Origin of the sequence: Photorhabdus aegyptia (genome assembly GCF_000612035.1) — a bacterium.
Classification (GTDB): domain Bacteria; phylum Pseudomonadota; class Gammaproteobacteria; order Enterobacterales; family Enterobacteriaceae; genus Photorhabdus; species Photorhabdus akhurstii.
This window is the reverse complement of record NZ_JFGV01000025.1, coordinates 31,067-48,475: the sequence shown is the minus strand read 5'-3', so window position 1 is coordinate 48,475 and position 17,409 is coordinate 31,067. Positions and strand designations below refer to the sequence as shown.

Sequence of the window (17,409 nt, the reverse complement as noted above, 5' to 3'; positions counted from 1 at the left end):
TAAAATAGCACACAATAAAACCATGCAGAGAGTAGATTATATTTAAAAATATCGTACAAAAGATCATTAACACATATTAAAAACATATTTTTAATCAAAAAAACAACCTTAATAAACCATCACCAAATATAAAAAAACCATATAATTCAATCAATTGATATAAAAAAGGCTCTTAATAAGAGCCTGTCAGATTAAAATAATTTACTATAATATTTCCATTGAATATAAAATTAATTATTCTCTAGCTCCAATGAATATAATGTTACTGTCGCAGGCTTTGCTCCCTTATCCACTAGCGTTAATTTATTATTAGCTATAGACACATTGATCTGGTTAGTCACTTCCGGTGGTATCATTTGTGCCAAAGATCCACCGTCCTGAATACGGAATGCTTTGACTTTAAATTTTCTATAACCTATATGGTTAATTACCACGGTAACGCCTTGGTCGCTATCGGTATAATCACGATTTTTAGCTCTCAACATATTATTACCCGGAAATGGCTTAACAGGTTCATGTTGTACTACCGCGTTATCAACGTGAATGGTTGTCGGATCAACGCCGCCAAACCATTTATTCTTACTCCAGGTATCCGTTAATTGATTTAGTGTTCGGCTGGTATCCAAATAGTATTGTTGATATAAATAATCAGGAGCCGCATTACCATCGGCAAGACTTTTATCAACTTTATAATTTGCAGCAAGGATATTTATTTTATTACCTTCGGTATTCTCGGCTGCCAAAACAGTTAAACCAGTAGAGAAATCCCTATTGCTACTTAAAATATAAGGTGTTTCGAACATTCTGGCAAACAGGTAAAAGGATTGAGCTGAATAAGTACAGAAATTTTTAACACTTGGGTTTTTAGGATTGGGCTGATTATTAAACAAACCAAAAGATGAGCCATCTCCCCGATAATAATAAGCTTTGTCGGCTTTTATATATTGCATATAAATAAATGTAGAAGCAATATATGCCGCATTTTTAATACCTTGTACTTTTGTAAATGTATTTTTTGTCCCAATAGGACAAGAAGTCCATTCAGTACAAAAACTTTCTGCATCGGTAAAACCATAAGTATGCAAACTTTTTTGAACCTTATTTCCTAAATCAATAATGTTTTGCGGGTCTCCGGTTTCAACGTATCCATGCCAGGAAAAGAAATCTAATGGTACATTATTATCTCTACAATACCGTAAAAACCCATCAAGATAATCTTCTTGTGATCTATCAGCAAACGCAATACCCGCGCCACCGACTTTAACCGAAGGATCAACCGATTTAATTATCCTTGCGATTTTTTCATATAATTCATAATATTTTTTAGGATCATCACTATTCCAGAAAAAAAACAAATCAGGCTCATTCCAAACCTGCCAATAAGTTATTTTCCCTGGCAAACCGATTCTGGCATAATTTAAAGTATAGCGATTCACTAACGTGCTGACTAATATGGCATAAATATCAAAATCCTCGGGTATTTCATAACCGCCATCACCGGTACGTCCAATACGAAACATGATTTGCCGTTGAATATTATCTGGATTCAGATCAGCTTTATTATTCATAATGTCGCGCAGATAAGCGTCAGTCATTTTATAATTAGCCTCTTTTAATGCAAGACTAATATCATTACTTCTCATCCCGGCAGCCGCATTGGGAAAAATACTTCTGATATTTGCAATGTCAGCGAGCAATTTCTTAGCAGCAGGTTTATTTTCTTCTGGTACATTAATAATTATTTGATGTTGATCACTGATTCTATCCGCCTGGAAATAATTATCCATATCGCCAATACCAAAACCATCATGAAGCCGAATATGGGTAATTCCCATTTGATTAAATTGCTCATCTAAATCAGGAAAACCCGGCAACAAAGATTTAGGCACACCGTTAACACCATTAACCTCTTTAAGCCGTGAATAGTGACCTGCCAATAAATCTCGATGATTTTTATTAAATGAAAAAACTTTAGTCACAATAAACCTCTATATTCATTAAAAAATGATATTGTTATAAATCAAAAATAATATAGAAGAATAAATATATTTCTTTGACAACTCAACAACAATAAATGAACCGAATAGTTAGAGAATAGTTAAATATCACTTTTAACTATATTTTAAAATTACCACCTATTAATTTTAATTTATTACATCAATCAACAATCACATGGATATAATTATTTTTGCCAATAATCCAACCTATGATTTATTTAAGAAATAAGCATAAAAGAACATATACTTCAATAAGAAATTTATATTAATAACGATAGTAAAAAAACACCCAATAAAATCATATAGTGAGTAAATTATATTAAATAATATCGCATAAAATCATTAATATATATGAGACGGATTCAACTAAATAATCTTGGCAAACCTCTTTTGCAATAACGACATAAATACGGTTAATTTTGCTGGCGGGTGAGCAAGCGCCCGCAATAAATAAATATCTTCTTTACGTCCATCGGGATCATTAAATAAAGGCACAAGTTTTCCAGAATGAATATCTGCTGATACCACCCAATTAGGCAGAAGCGCTATTCCAAATCCACTCACTGCGGCCATTCTCAATGTTTCAAAGTCATCACTACGAAAGATCCTATTATTATCGCTGAAATTAATAACACTGCGATAGCGTGACCAGCAAATGCCCGCGGGGTCATGATGTTTATCAAGCAAATAGTGCTCACCCAGTTCAGTAAGTGTTGTCGGTATTCCATGCTTTCGAATATAGTTTGGACTGGCGCAAATAATCCAAGTTTGTGTGGCGATACGTTTGGAATAAAGTGTACTGTCCTTTAATTCACCAATACGAATAACTACATCAAGGCGATCCCTGACCGGATCAGTCAACCGTTCTGTTTGATCAAGTTCAACCCGAATTTTAGGATACCGCGTGAATAGTTCTGCTAGCATCGGAACAATATGTTGGCGTCCAAACGTTGGCAGGCAAGCTATACGTAATACCCCTTGCGGCTCGCCATTCAACGCCGCTAATTCAGCCTGAACATCGACAAGATCATTGATAATACCTTGCGCCCTGGCAAACAAAATCTCCCCTGCATCAGTCAGCGATAAACCGCGGGTAGAGCGTAAGAATAGTTTTGTCTCTAACACCTGTTCAAGGCTGTCTATCTGACGTGTGATAGAGGATGCAGCCATACCTTGCAAACGAGCAACGGCAGAAAAACTCTGTGAGCGGACAACATGAATGAATGTTGTTAGCATATCGGTACGTAATAAATCTTTCATCGCAATTTTTACCTTCGAATATTCAAACACTTCATATATTACAAATAATAAATAACGCCTATTAGCGCTATCATTTTTGCATTCTATGCAAAACAATTTCGCTCACTCTTTTTATTCCCACGATCTCAATATAGTGCCAGAATCATTTCATCATAATTCCGGCCAAACGCTGAGAGTTCCCATGTCAAATACAGCAACCAAACCAAATCCTATTTCTTCTATCTCTCTCATCTTGTTATCTATTGCTTGTGGTTTTGCTGTAGCGAATATTTATTATAACCAACCATTATTGCCAATAATTGGGACAAGTTTTAGCGTTAATGGTTCAATATCCGGCTGGATCGCGACACTAACGCAGATTGGCTATGCGGCGGGGCTGCTCTTTTTTGGGCCGCTTGGAGATACGATAAGCCGTCGCAAACTAATTTTCTGCCTGTTAATCGGCAATATAATCAGCCTTATTTTATGTGCCACAGCACCAAATTTTACATGTCTTCTGGCAAGTAGCTTGATTGTGGGGCTAACTTCCATTTCAGCACAAATCATCATTCCTGCCGTATCCGGCTGGGTAATACCAGAAAAACGCGGCCGAGCAGTAGGAAGTCTGATGAGTGGCCTTTTCGCCGGAGCACTATTTGCCAGGGCATTAAGTGGTGCAGTCGGAGAGTATTTCGGTTGGCGTGAAATGTTTATATTGGCCGCTTTAATCGATATCTGCCTATTTTTTCTGATCTGGTTTGTGTTGCCAGAAATAGAACCATCACACACGATGACTTACGGCCAACTTCTTATTTCACTCGGTAAATTAGTAAAGCAACAATCCCTTTTGCGTGAAGCCGCATTATCCGGTTTTTTGCTGTTCGCCGCTTTTAATACGATGTGGGGGTCGCTGGCCTTATTACTTTCCCAACCACCTTACGGATGGGGGAGTGATATCGCAGGTCTTTTTGGTTTGACGGGCATTGTGGGAATGCTAGCTTCACCAATAATAGGTTCATTGACGGATCGCTTCGGTGGAAGGGCAATTGTTGCCGCAGGCGCTTTATTAGTAATGCTGGCTTTATGCCTAATTAGCGGCACCAGCCACAGTATTCTATTTTTATTCGCTGGTATTATTCTGTTAGATCTTGGCAGCAGAGCGGGTTTAGTGGCAAATCAAACACGGTTATATACATTATTACCTGATGCTCGCAGTCGGCTAAATACCGTATTTATGACCTGCTATTTCGCCGGTGGCGCAGTAGGTTCCTCTTTGGGAGCTGTCGCCGCTTGGTATTTTTCTTGGTATGGCGTCGCTTTCAGCGGTGGAGGATGCGCATTATTAGCCGCGCTATGGGTTCTATTTAATCCAAATAGCCGCAAGCAAATATGATTTTACACACTGCGCCCCAAGCTATCTTTTGCGATAGATCGCCACCAGCCAGAAGATAACCGGTATCACGGTATTAACCAGTAGAAACGCCAGCTACTGAAATAGCCATAGCCTTAAAGAGGCTTAAGGAGTTGAATGATGAGCATTAAAGGTGTCCCATATTCCGACGTTAAAGCTGAACTGCTTGCTGATCCAGAAGTTCACACCCTTTATATGGCTGAGAAAAAAGAAGAAGAGTTGAAGGAGCTTCTTCTTAATATGCGTAATCAGGCAGAACTAAACAGCACCCAGGTTGCCGAACGAATGGGGATCACTCAACCCGCAGTAAGCAAACTGGAAAGAAATGCCGGGAAGGCCAGTATCTTAACACTTGAGCGCTATGCTGTTGCTTGTGGGGCCAGTTTAAGTATTAGCTTTCAATCCAATTAAAGAACAAGTAGTAGGTGACAAGTGTTCAATGGTTCTAATTTGCGGTTAGCTCGTCTGTATCACGAGCTATCTCTTGAGCAAGTGGCTGAGCGGGTTAATAAAACCCGCCAATACATTCAGCGGCTGGAATCCGGCTTTGCTGTGCCAACTAATGAACTTTCTAATGAATTAGCGACTGTATTGCAGGTTATTCCTGCGTTCTTTGAAACCCAAATACAATCTCCTATGAACGAAGAGATTGTTCATTTCCGTAAACGCAGCGCAATTAGAGTAGCAACAAAATTAGCAGCACTTGCAAAGGCTGAACTATACAGACGATTAATCGTCGTTTTTGAAGAAAATCTAAATTTACCGTCAGTGTTATTTCCTGAATTAAAAGCAAACTCCCCGGAAGAAGTTGAACGAGCAGCAGAGAAATGTCGGATTGATTGGGGATTAGGGTTTGGGCCAATTGAAAATGTGACTCGCCTGGCTGAAAAGCTAGGTGCATTTGTCACCTCGTTTGACTCAGTATCTGATGATGTTGACACGTTATCCGTTCCATTAGATCGACCTTTCATTGTCAGAAATACAGCCAAGAAATCACCATGCCGACAACGGTTTGATATTGCACATGAAATTGGACATCTTGTGTTACACGGCGGAATATCTACTGGTGACAGAACAACCGAATCTCAAGCCAACCAATTTGCCTCTGCCCTACTTTTACCACGAAGTGCGATGGCTAAATATTTCCCTGCACCGATAAGCGGAAGAATCAACTGGCGAGGTCTAAGTGAGTTCAAGTTAACTTGGAAAGTAAGTAAAGCAGCAATTATTTATCGGGCACATCAGCTTTCCCTTTTAACCGATACGCAATATAAAACGGCTTTTTTGGGGCTTAAACGTAAGGGAGAAGCTATTGAGGAAAAAGAGGATTATCTTATTCCCCATGAAAAACCTGAATTATTTCATCGAGCAATAAAAGTGCTTATTAATGATGTTTGTATTGATATTGAAACATTAGCTAAGCGTCTGAAAATTACAGTGCCAATGCTGCTTGAACTCGCTAACGATCGTTCGCTTTATGAGCTTCATGATCAGACAGATTCTGTAAATGTCATTTCGATGTTTTCTTATCGCTCCAGAATAGCGTGATTATCCCCCATCCTGTTTAAATTAAGCTCTTATTAATACAAACCAATTATCATTTTATCTTAACCGCGCTTTCCAGCGCGGTTATTCAATGGAAGAATCAGTGACAATTAACCCGATGAAACCGCTTCCATCCCTACCAAGCCCACTTTCAAATAGCCCGATTTACGCAAAGAATCCATCACACTCATCAGTGTTTCATAATCCACGGTTTTATCAGCCTGAAAGAAGATGGTGGTCTCTTTATTAGATTGGGTGGTCTGATCCAATACCGCCGCCAAAGTATCATGATCGACCTGTTGATCACCAACATAAAGCTGGCGATCAGCTTTAACCGTCAAGAATACCGGTTTTTCTGGCCGCGGCTGCGGTTTTGCCGACGAAGCGGGTAGATCCACTTTAATATCAACGGTTGCCAGTGGCGCTGCTACCATGAAAATAATCAACAGCACCAACATCACGTCAATAAATGGCGTGACGTTGATTTCGTGCAATTCGCCGCTATCGTCCAAATCTTCATTAAGACGTATTGCCATAAATCACCTTGTCCTACTATTTGCTAAATCCAGATCACGGCCAAGTAGTAATAGTGACTGTGCCGCCATATCGCCAACCTGACCACGGTAAGCCGCGATCATGCGGGCGAAGATGTTATAAATCACAACAGCAGGAATCGCCGCCACCAGACCAAGTGCTGTCGCTAATAAGGCTTCCGCAATACCCGGCGCCACAACCGCGAGGTTGGTTGTCTGTGAGTGAGCAATACCGATAAAGCTGTTCATGATGCCCCATACCGTACCAAACAGACCAACGAAAGGAGAGATCGCGCCAATGGTTGCCAGATAGCCATTGCCGCGCCCCATATGACGGCTGATCGCCGCAACAGAACGTTCCAGACGGAAAGAGGCGCGGTCTTTCGTGCTATTCAGGTCAGAGCTCTCAGAAGATAACTGACGTTCTGCCCGCGCTTCACTCAGTAACAAGCGGCTGATACTGAGTTTACTGAAACCTTCGGCAATTTCCGCCGCTTGATCAAGACTTTTAACATCCGCCAAAGCCAGTTGCTCTTTACGTAAACGACGACCAGCCGCCAACAGTTCAGTACCTTTCGAGAAAAATAAAGCCCAAGTAATCACAGAAGCAATCACCAGACCCACCATAACGGTCTTAACAACAATATCAGCGTTCTGATACATGCCCCAAATAGACAGATCAGTCGCAAAGCCACTGGAAAGGCTGGCTTCATCAGCAGGAACGTCAGGTACAGCCTCATCCGTTGCAACCGGCGTCACTTGGGCGGCCTCCGTCGCAGACGCCGTTTGCGGTGCAATTTGATTTGCAGGTGGTGCCGTTGTGTCCGTCGTTGCCGGGGTGGTAGCTGGAGTAATCTGTGCGGTTTTTGCCGTGTTATTGTTATCTGTTGCCGCCGCTGGTGCTGTATCAGCCAATGCTGAACCTGTCAGCCCGAACGCTAGTATTATTGAAGCAGTCAAATTTCGCATCAGTTGGCCTTTACTCCCTTTACGATAAACCTTGTTATTTAGCAGTGAATTACTTTTCGTCATCTCACTAACCTTATTTATACTGAGTCTTTACTCATCTTCACTATACCCGTCATCTTTCAAGTTGCTTCTTTGTTGGCTGCGCTCACTCACCCCGGTCACATAGTTATCTATGCTCCCGGGGATTCACTCCCTTGCCGCCGCGATGCATCTTGAAATCCATAGGGTATAAATTGAATGAAAATGCAGGCTGATAATATCAAACCTTAAGTGATTTGATAGTAATTATCATTATTGTTTAATAAAAAAGTATTACCCCTTCACAAAATAAAGCTGAAGAGCTCCCACTCACAGGTAATCAGAATGAATTTTCGTCAAGTTGTCCTAATCCCTTTGTACAAAAAGGTCTAAATCTTTTAACGTGTTAACTCTATTTTTTACACCATTTCAAAAATTGAAGTGTTTAAGGCAGCAACGGATCATGGCAGAAAAAAAACTGGAAACTTCACTGGTCAATGCTGGTAGAAGTCAAAAATTTACTCAAGGCGCAGTCAATCCCATCATTCAGCGAACATCATCGGTGATCTTCGATTCTGTCGCCGCCAAAAGACATGCGACGCAAAACCGGGACAAGTGCGAACTGTTTTATGGCCGCCGTGGTACACAGACTCATTTCTCTTTTCAAGCAGCAATGGCTGAACTGGAAGGTGGCGCAGGCTGTGTGCTTTATCCTTCTGGCGCTGCCGCGGTTAGTCATGCCATTCTCGCTTTTGCCGCCGCCGGTGATCATATTCTATTAACCGGTTCGGCTTATGATCCGACGCAAGGCTTCTGCGATAAGATATTGTCACGGATGAATATTACTACCGATTATTTCGATCCTATGATCGGCGAGGAGATTGCTGATCTGATTAAGCCCAATACCAAAGTGGTGTTTCTTGAATCCCCCGGCTCTATCACAATGGAAGTACAGGATATTCCCGCGATTGTCCGTGCGGTACGACGAGTCAATCCAGATATTGTCATCATGATCGATAATACCTGGTCGGCAGGCGTGCTGTTTAAAGCGCTAGAATTCGGCATCGATATTTCGATTCAATCCGGCACCAAATATATTATTGGTCACTCAGACGCCATGTTAGGTATTGCTGTGGCGAATGAACGCTGTTGTGTACAACTGCGAGAGAGTTCCTATTTGATGGGACAAATGGCAGATGCCGATACGGTTTATATGGCCAGTCGTGGGTTACGTACTTTAGCCATTCGTCTGAAACAACATGAAAAAAGCAGTATTGAAATAGCACGCTGGCTGCAACAACGAACCGAAGTTGCCGCAGTCTATCATCCTGCTCTGCCCTCCTGCCCCGGCCACAAGAATTTTATCCGTGATTTCAGCGGCAGCAATGGCCTGTTCTCTTTTCAATTGAAAGAAAAATTAACTCCGCAGCAATTTACGGATTATCTGGATAATTTTCACCATTTTAAAATGGCATTCTCATGGGGCGGTTTTGAATCCCTAATCTTAGGTTATCAACCAGAAGAGATAAAAATTATGCGCCAGTATGGTGCGCCGCAAAGAACGGGCACCCTGTTTCGCCTGCATGTCGGGCTGGAAAATGTTCAAGATTTGATTGATGATCTCGCAGAGGGATTTAGTCGAATTTCGACTTGATTAATCTTATTGTTATTCAATGTAATAAACTGAAAAACTTAGCACTTGGAAGTCATAATGAAGCGATAATATAGATATATTGCCGGTACGATGTATTTGCATTACATTTCGTTAAACAGATTCTCAAATCAGCATGACGAGGTAGAAATATGCATGTCTTACCAAGTGTTGAGTTCGAAGTTGGTGCAGAATCCAAGCTTACCAATCGCAGCCAAACAACCATCCCAACATCTGTCCGTAAAGCGCTTAGGCAAAAACCAGACCATGATAGCATCACATATAAGATTTTATCTTCGGATGATGGATTTATTAGTCATAAAAACAGCGAAGAAGAAAAAGATCCTGTCATGGAATCATTTTTGAACTTTTTAGTAAAAGACATTCAGAAACATCCTGAAAAAGTACGACAACTAGATGAACAACTCATTAACCGGGCGAAGTCACTTACCGATGGAATAGACATAGATCTGAACAATCTATTATTCGATGACGATGAGTAAAGAACTATGTATGATCGAATATGTGTAATAAACAGATGGGCTATTTTTGCTTATCCATGCTTTATCGAACAATTAAAACAAGCAATAGATAAGATAGAACAACTTCAACAAAAATATCCAAATGACTACCTGAAAAAAATGATACAAAACGCTTAGCTGCAATCATAAAACTCGTTACTGAAATTATTCCCAGTGACCCAACTAATATAACCTTTCGTTTAAGTGATACATTGGGTAGCAAAAGAAGACACTGGTTCAGAGCAAAATTTTTCCAACAATATTGCTTTTTTTCCGTTTTCACACTGAAAGTAAAATTATTATCTTTGGCTGGGTAAATGATGAGAGAACAAAAGGGGCGGTTATGTGTCTCAATTGATTCATCAGTATCAGCCATTAATTTTCCCTTATCAGGGATAAAGTCAAGCCATGCCAAAGCTTTTACTGTAAACTGACTTTATATATACAGATGCAATAAATTTATTTTATATACCCTATGGATTTCAAGATGCATCGCGACGGCAAGGAAGCGAATCCCTGGGAGCATAGATAACTATGTGACCAGGGTGAGTGAGTGCAGCCAACAAAGAGGCAACTTGAAAGATAACGGGTATAACAGTTACAGGATAAGCAATGGAAGTACTAAACGAAATCATGCAGGCATTATGGCAGCATGACTTTTGCAAACTTACCAACCCCGATGTTCTCTGGATTATCTATGGCATTCTATTCGTGACGCTGGTTCTGGAAAATGGCTTATTACCCGCCGCTTTTCTGCCCGGCGATACATTGTTAATCCTCACCGGCGCATTAATTGCCAAGGGAGTCATGAGCTTTATCCCAACTATTTTTATATTAACAACGGCGGCAAGTATCGGTTGCTGGCTTGGCTATCTTCAAGGGCTATGGCTTGGTGATACCAAACGGGTTAAGAATTGGCTGGCACAACTTCCTATTCAGTATCGCCAACGCGCTAACGAGTTGTTTTTCAAACATGGTCTGGCCGCTTTACTGATCGGCCGTTTTTTGGCTTTTGTCCGCACACTGTTACCAACATTGGCGGGTATATCCGGCCTTAACAGTAAACGCTTTCAAGTTTTTAACTGGTTGAGCGGCTTGCTATGGGTCGTCATCGTGGTCAGTTTTGGTTATCTCCTCAATCAGATCCCGTTTATTAAGAATCACCAAGATCTGGTGATGAACATTTTGATAATTTTACCCATAGTGTTGTTGTTAAGTGGTTTAAGCGCCTCCCTACTGATGTACTGGCGCCACAAAAAAATCTCGGCGACAAAACGTAAATAAAAGTCATCATGGTTTACAAGCAGCAGCAGGGTTTTTATCCTTAACTTAATGTACCAATATTGTATATACCCTATGGATTTCAAGATGCATCGCGACGGCAAGGGAGCGAATCCCCGGGAGCATAGAGAACTATGTGACCGGGGTGAGTGAGTGCAGCCAACAAAGAGGCAACTTGAAAGATAACGGGTATAGGCTAAGGCTCTGCCACTAAGTGATATTCTTGGTATCGATGCATCACCAGACCGGTCAATCTATGTACTTGGCCATGTGTTGATCACAATCATGGCTTGGATCACGCCAATTGTATTACTTTCTTCAATTACTCTTAATATCAACTTAATATCAATCGTCATGATTTTAACTGATATTTTAAGTCTATCTTTTTATAGGAGTTAGTAATGGATAATCAACCTATTATCAGACTTGCTGATGGGAATCATATGCCACAATTGGGACTTGGATCATGGGCCGCAGATGACCAACAGATAGCAGAAACAATCCATGCTGCATTGGATATCGGTTATCGGGCAATTGATACCGCCGCTATCTACAACAATGAGAAAGGTGTAGGCAACGCATTACAAGAAACAGATATCCCCCGCGAAGATATCTTTATCACCACCAAATTGTGGAATGACAGACATAATGATGTCCGCGCCGCCCTGTCAGAAAGTCTGGAAAAGTTGCAACTGGATTACGTTGACCTTTACCTCATTCACTGGCCTGCACCACCGCAAAATCAATATGTTAACGCCTGGCAACAATTGATTGAATTGCAAAAAGAGGGGCTTATTCGTAGTATCGGTGTTTCTAATTTCCAACCTGAACATATCCAGCGACTGATCAATGAAACCGGCGTTCATCCCGTTATTAATCAGATTGAGTTGCACCCGCTGTTACAGCAACGTCAGCTTCATGCCTGGAATGCTACACATAATATCGTTACCGAATCCTGGAGCCCACTGGCGCAAGGCGGTGAAAATGTATTTGATAATCAACTGATTCAACATCTAGCACAGAAGTATGGCAAAACACCCGCGCAGGTTGTTATCCGCTGGCACATTGATAACGGCATGATTGTGATCCCAAAATCAACTACGTTATCAAGAATTAAAGAGAACTTTGATGTGTTCGACTTCAAACTAGAAAAAGAAGATCTGACCGCGATGACTACGCTAGATATCGGTAAACGTCTGGGGCCAACCCCTGAAACATTCGTTGATTTCAGTGAATTCCTTGAGCTTCTTGAGCAAAGGAATGCTAATGATAAGTGCTGAAAAACAGCGGATAAAATTGATAAGGTGATAGTGGGCAAAGCAGAATTAAAACGCGCGCGGCATCAACGCCGCGCCCCGATTTTGCTGAGTTATTTTCATTATTGATTGACCGGTATAGTCACTAATTGCCCAACAGAGCCGCGATCAGCCATTTCCAGAATCTGGCTGTAATAGAGGAATGGGAAGTGTTCATAAGAGGGCTGGTTCATATAAACCAGTAATTCCACCCGCCCATCAACCCAAACGGTATCCTTCCAACCATAATCTTGCGGTTGAGGTGTCCCACCATTGTGGTTAATCACCTTAAACTGTACGCCTTCAATGTGGAACGGTTGTGGGACAGAAGCATTTACGATCCAACGCTCCCAAGTTCCTTGCTGGCTCGTAATATCTACCCGATTCATATCCCATAACGCACCGTTAATTCCCGGCATATTACCATCAAGGTAAATTTCCCGGTTACGGATTGCATTGGAAACCGGCGTCACATCATCAACCAGACGAGATGGGAGATCATCTGTCACCAAAGATAATAAACCTGTTGCCTTAATGGTCAGAACGGTGCTGGAAACCAACACAGTGGAAGGTTCAAACAGCCCACGTAACTTATCAAGTATCCCGGCTGATTCACCGGCGGTAACAACAACTTCTTCCTCTTTGGACATATCAATCAATACTTCACGCCGTTCTCCTGGCGCAAGGGAGAGTTGCTGAACAGCTATCGGCACAGGCAACAGCCCCAAATCAGTGCCTATCATATAGAAAGGACGACCATCGCTGATCTGTAGCTGATATCGGCGGGCATTGGATGCATTTAGTAACCGTAAACGAATCCAGCCACGAGATACTTCAATGAAAGGATTTTGTACGCCATTCACTAACAGAGTATTACCAATAAATCCGCTATCAGAAGCTGGCTGATATTCAGGAACCCCAAAGTTATCCAACCGTTTATCTTGAAGAATAATCGGGAAATCATTAACGCCATAATGTTTTGGCAACGGCAAATGGCGGCTGGTTTCATCTTCCACCAACCACATGCCAGCTAAACCCTTATAAACATGCGGCGCCATCCGATTAGGTGTATTAGCATGATACCAGCAAGTTGCCGCCTGCTGACGAATAGGCAACACTGGCGACCAATCAGACCCCGGAGAAATCTGACGGGCAACCCCACCAATCAATGTACCCGGTAATTGTAATCCGCTGACGGTCATCGAAACCGGCTCTGATAGCCGATTGCTGTATATCAGTTTGACATCATCGTTTTTATGAACCCGTACAGTCGGACCAAGATATTGGCCATTAATCCCCCACACACTGGTTTTATATTGTCCATCAAAAGTCCAATGCGCTTTTTGTAAAGTTAGAAATAACGGTTGCCCACTACGGGATTCCAATAAAGGGGGAACCGGCAAAGCAGTCTGATGATTTTTGCTGGCCCGAACCCATAAAGGAGCGGCGCCGATACACATCGCCAAGCCTGATACCTGAATAAATTGGCGCCGACTAAATGACATATTTTCTCCGCGATAAACCTAATTAAATTCCGGGTTTATATGGCTCAAAAATAGTTGAGACACTGCAATCATTCACCCCGGCAGCGAATAACTCAATATTGAAGTTATTGAAGCTGATTATCCTCTTGATTGCGCTTAATAAAAACATTATTTATCAAGCGCTCATCATAACGCGAATATGGAGGGAATTAAACTATCTGAATGCATTACATGAATCTTTCCCAGCTAGCGAAGTACATGTGATTTCTAACTAATAATAAATTGTGGTCATGGACAACGAACAAAAATCCTCACATATACTAAATATGTGAGGATTAAAGTACGTTTAAAAGCTATCGCCTTTGTCAGTCCCACACTTTATAATCAAAGAGTGGTCAAGAATAACCTGTTATGAGTACTTATCCTGTTTCTCCATTGCAGCCAATTCCTCATCCAGCTGCTCTATTTTAGCTTTCATTATCTGATGACAATATTCCGCCAGTTCACGCACCTGATCTTTGGTATATCCAGAAGTATCAATGGGCGGCAACATTTCAACAATGACTGAGCCATTATTCCAGCGATTCAACTTAATATTGTCATTAGTAATGGAAGAAACGCAGACCGGGACAATCGGTACTCCCGCCGAGATCGCAGCGTGAAAAGCACCGGTTTTAAACGGCAACAAACCTCGGCCACGACTGCGGGTACCTTCCGGGAACATCCAAACAGAAAGACGACGATTTTTAATCTGCTCCACAACCTGGGCAATCGTGCCATGTGCTTTAGCACGGTTAGCACGATCAATTAGGATATTACCTGCCAGCCAATAAAGCTGACCAAAAAATGGGATCAGCACCAGACTTTTTTTACCCACCGTCACAGTACCAGGCTGAACCGCATTGGACATGGTTATCATGTCATAGTTGTTTTGGTGGTTGCCAATGTAGATACTCGGACCATAATGCCTGGCTTCCGCAGGAATACGTTCAATAATTTTGACGCCAAATATTTTCGACAACCGACCAAACATATTCCCAAACACCATAACATGGTCAGGATGACGTGGCCTGAATAAACAGTAAATAGCACCAGAGACACACACTACAATCGAAAACAGAATAACAATAATGCCGCGAATAATTGCTAACATAATCCCCTCTTATTTAATCCTACTATTTAGTTACGCAATAGCAGATGGTGTCTCAACCTGAACCCGTTCAATACGCTGCAACCCTCGAGGTAGAGGGGTTCCCTTACGACCACGTTCTGCCCGGAATTTCTGAAGATCTTCAGGACGCAGCGTCAATTTACGTTTGCCAAAGTAAAGTGTAATAGACGATTGTGGCGATAGTATCAATAACCAACTCAACAGGTCATTTTCTGAGACTGACTGAACAGAAATTATCTTATTCCCTTTCCCTTTAGAAAGCTGAGGCAAATCTGCAACCGGGAACATTAACATTCGACCTGAGCTGGTTATTGCCAGCAACATATCATCCTGCGGGTGAGTTATTTCCAGCGGCGTCATGACGCGAGCATTTTCCGGCAAGGTAATCAGTGCCTTACCCGCTCGGTTTTTAGCGACCAAATCACTAAAATTACAGATAAAACCATAACCTGCATCAGAAGCCATCAGAAACTTCTGTTCATCAGGCGCCATCAATACATGCTCCACCGTTGCCCCAGCAGGTAAAGTCAGTTTCCCCGTCAGTGGCTCCCCTTGCCCTCTGGCAGAAGGCAAATCCCGTGTATCAAGCGAGTAACTGCGACCTGTTGTATCAATAAAAACAACCGGCTGATTGCTCTTACCACGGGCTGCGCCACGGAAACTATCGCCCGCTTTGTAATTCAACCCGGCCGGATCGATATCGTGGCCTTTCGCACTACGAACCCAACCCATCTCAGACAATACGATGGTCACCGGCTCAGAAGGCGCAATGTCATGCTCACTCATCGCTTTGGCTTCATCACGCTCTCTCATTGGAGAACGACGCTCATCACCATAAGTGGCGGCATCAGCCACGATCTCTTTCTTCAACAGCGTGTTCAGTTTGCGCTCAGAACTCAGAATCGCCTGTAACTTATCGCGCTCTTTTGCCAACTCATTCTGTTCGCCACGGATTTTCACCTCTTCCAGTTTAGCTAAGTGGCGTAATTTCAGCTCAAGAATGGCTTCTGTTTGCGTCTCACTTAAACCAAAACGTGACATTAATACCGGTTTTGGTTCATCTTCACTACGGATAATGTGAATAACTTCATCAATATTGAGAAATGCGATCAGTAAGCCTTCCAGCACATGCAGGCGCTTAAGGACTTTTTCCAGACGATGGTTCAGACGCTTACGAACGGTTTCCCGGCGGAATATCAGCCATTCGGAGAGGATCTCAACCAACCCTTTCACGGTCGGACGGTTATCCAACCCAATCATATTCAGGTTGACGCGATAACTCTTTTCCAAATCTGTGGTCGCAAACAGATGATTCATCACCAGTTCCAAATCAACCCGGTTTGTGCGAGGGACAATAACCAGACGCGTTGGATTTTCATGATCCGATTCATCACGCAAGTCATCAACCATCGGCAGCTTTTTAGCCCGCATTTGGTTAGCGATCTGTTCCAACACTTTGGCGCCAGAAACCTGATGCGGCAGCGCAGTGATCACGACATTGCCATCTTCTTTCGACCAAACAGCACGCATCCGTACTGAACCACGGCCATTTTTATAAATCTTACGGATATCTTCGTGAGAAGTGATGATCTCTGCTTCAGTCGGATAATCAGGGCCTTTAACATGTTCCATCAGATCATCAAGGGAACTCTGAGGCTTATCCAGCAGCGTGACCAGCGCATTCACCACTTCACGAGCGTTATGGGGTGGAATATCTGTCGCCATCCCCACCGCAATACCGGTGGTGCCATTCAGCAAAATATTTGGCAAACGCGCCGGCAGCATTTTCGGTTCCTGCAACGTGCCGTCAAAGTTTGGCACCCAGTCAACAGTACCGTGCCCTAATTCAGTCAACAGCAACTCAGCATATTTGGACAGTCGGGACTCGGTATAACGCATCGCGGCGAAAGATTTGGGATCATCCGGCGCACCCCAGTTTCCTTGTCCATCCACTAAAGGATAACGGTAAGAAAATGGCTGCGCCATTAGCACCATAGCTTCATAACAGGCACCATCGCCATGTGGATGGTATTTACCCAGTACATCACCTACGGTGCGGGCGGATTTCTTAAATTTGGCGGTATTGTTCAAGCCCAATTCCGACATGGCATAAACAATACGGCGCTGAACCGGTTTCAAACCGTCACCGATAAAAGGCAGCGCCCTATCCATGATGACGTACATGGAGTAGTTCAGGTAGGCGGTTTCCGTAAATGAGTGGAGCGGCAAACGCTCCACGCCATCGTGAGTTATCTCACTCATTCGTTAATTTCCTCAAAATCTTCTTTGACTAT

General features: G+C 42.4%; 15 protein-coding genes. 7 read left to right on the top strand and 8 right to left on the bottom strand.

Features of this window, described 5'->3' with window-relative positions; all coding sequences use genetic code 11:
• Positions 1–230 precede the first annotated feature (230 nt).
• Both BA1DRAFT_RS09780 and BA1DRAFT_RS09775 read right to left on the bottom strand, forming a co-directional pair.
• Positions 231–1,787 carry a GH39 family glycosyl hydrolase gene (locus BA1DRAFT_RS09780; RefSeq protein WP_235201010.1) on the bottom strand — a complete coding sequence of 519 codons (1,557 nt, stop codon included), beginning with the start codon at positions 1,785–1,787 and terminating at the stop codon, positions 231–233.
• Positions 1,788–2,363: 576 nt separating this feature from the next.
• Positions 2,364–3,257: a LysR family transcriptional regulator gene (locus tag BA1DRAFT_RS09775; protein ID WP_036778360.1), complete on the bottom strand. Its 894-nt coding sequence runs from the start codon at positions 3,255–3,257 to the stop codon at positions 2,364–2,366.
• A 181-nt stretch (positions 3,258–3,438) separates the two neighbouring features.
• Here BA1DRAFT_RS09775 and BA1DRAFT_RS09770 point away from each other — a divergent pair, with 181 nt between their 5' ends.
• The 3 genes from BA1DRAFT_RS09770 to BA1DRAFT_RS09760 all read left to right on the top strand — a co-directional run bounded on the left by BA1DRAFT_RS09770 (position 3,439) and on the right by BA1DRAFT_RS09760 (position 6,195).
• The gene (locus tag BA1DRAFT_RS09770) at positions 3,439–4,629 is read left to right on the top strand and encodes an MFS transporter (protein ID WP_036778359.1); all 1,191 of its coding nucleotides are present in this window, start codon (positions 3,439–3,441) and stop codon (positions 4,627–4,629) included.
• A gap of 138 nt (positions 4,630–4,767) precedes the next feature.
• On the top strand, positions 4,768–5,058 hold the full coding sequence (locus BA1DRAFT_RS09765) for a helix-turn-helix domain-containing protein (RefSeq protein WP_036778355.1): 291 nt from the start codon (positions 4,768–4,770) through the stop codon (positions 5,056–5,058).
• A 21-nt stretch (positions 5,059–5,079) separates the two neighbouring features.
• Complete coding sequence (locus BA1DRAFT_RS09760) at positions 5,080–6,195, top strand: helix-turn-helix domain-containing protein (RefSeq protein WP_036778353.1); 1,116 nt, start codon at positions 5,080–5,082, stop codon at positions 6,193–6,195.
• Positions 6,196–6,302: 107 nt separating this feature from the next.
• On the opposite strand, the gene exbD is transcribed toward BA1DRAFT_RS09760, so the two are convergent.
• Together exbD and exbB are read right to left on the bottom strand one after the other, a co-directional pair.
• Positions 6,303–6,728, bottom strand: coding sequence for a TonB system transport protein ExbD (gene exbD / locus BA1DRAFT_RS09755; RefSeq protein WP_015835631.1), 426 nt, complete (start codon positions 6,726–6,728; stop codon positions 6,303–6,305).
• A 3-nt stretch (positions 6,729–6,731) separates the two neighbouring features.
• Positions 6,732–7,694, bottom strand: a complete 963-nt coding sequence (gene exbB, locus BA1DRAFT_RS09750; protein WP_036778379.1) for a tonB-system energizer ExbB — start codon at positions 7,692–7,694, stop codon at positions 6,732–6,734.
• Positions 7,695–8,175: 481 nt separating this feature from the next.
• On the opposite strand from exbB, the gene metC reads away from it, so the two are divergent.
• Positions 8,176–9,366 carry a cystathionine beta-lyase gene (metC, locus tag BA1DRAFT_RS09745; protein WP_036778351.1) on the top strand — a complete coding sequence of 397 codons (1,191 nt, stop codon included), beginning with the start codon at positions 8,176–8,178 and terminating at the stop codon, positions 9,364–9,366.
• Positions 9,367–9,515: 149 nt separating this feature from the next.
• Positions 9,516–9,866, top strand: coding sequence for a type II toxin-antitoxin system PrlF family antitoxin (locus tag BA1DRAFT_RS09740; RefSeq protein ID WP_036778350.1), 351 nt, complete (start codon positions 9,516–9,518; stop codon positions 9,864–9,866).
• A 61-nt stretch (positions 9,867–9,927) separates the two neighbouring features.
• Here the strand turns inward: BA1DRAFT_RS09740 and BA1DRAFT_RS24800 are convergent, their stop codons facing one another.
• Positions 9,928–10,260, bottom strand: a complete 333-nt coding sequence (locus tag BA1DRAFT_RS24800; protein WP_036778348.1) for a hypothetical protein — start codon at positions 10,258–10,260, stop codon at positions 9,928–9,930.
• Between the two features lie 236 nt (positions 10,261–10,496).
• Between BA1DRAFT_RS24800 and BA1DRAFT_RS09730 the strand changes: the two genes are divergently transcribed.
• A complete protein-coding gene (locus BA1DRAFT_RS09730) occupies positions 10,497–11,168 on the top strand; it encodes a DedA family protein (RefSeq protein WP_036778346.1) in 672 nt (223 codons plus the stop codon).
• Between the two features lie 398 nt (positions 11,169–11,566).
• Complete coding sequence (dkgA, locus tag BA1DRAFT_RS09725; RefSeq protein ID WP_036778345.1) at positions 11,567–12,445, top strand: 2,5-didehydrogluconate reductase DkgA; 879 nt, start codon at positions 11,567–11,569, stop codon at positions 12,443–12,445.
• Between the two features lie 98 nt (positions 12,446–12,543).
• Here dkgA and ftsP read toward each other — a convergent pair whose 3' ends face one another.
• From ftsP to parC, 3 genes are all read right to left on the bottom strand, one after another.
• Positions 12,544–13,965 carry a cell division protein FtsP gene (ftsP, locus tag BA1DRAFT_RS09720; RefSeq protein ID WP_036778344.1) on the bottom strand — a complete coding sequence of 474 codons (1,422 nt, stop codon included), beginning with the start codon at positions 13,963–13,965 and terminating at the stop codon, positions 12,544–12,546.
• 388 nt (positions 13,966–14,353) lie between these two features.
• On the bottom strand, positions 14,354–15,097 hold the full coding sequence (locus tag BA1DRAFT_RS09715) for a 1-acylglycerol-3-phosphate O-acyltransferase (protein ID WP_036778343.1): 744 nt from the start codon (positions 15,095–15,097) through the stop codon (positions 14,354–14,356).
• A 30-nt stretch (positions 15,098–15,127) separates the two neighbouring features.
• Positions 15,128–17,377 carry a DNA topoisomerase IV subunit A gene (gene parC, locus BA1DRAFT_RS09710; protein ID WP_036778342.1) on the bottom strand — a complete coding sequence of 750 codons (2,250 nt, stop codon included), beginning with the start codon at positions 17,375–17,377 and terminating at the stop codon, positions 15,128–15,130.
• Between the last annotated feature and the right edge of the window lie 32 nt (positions 17,378–17,409).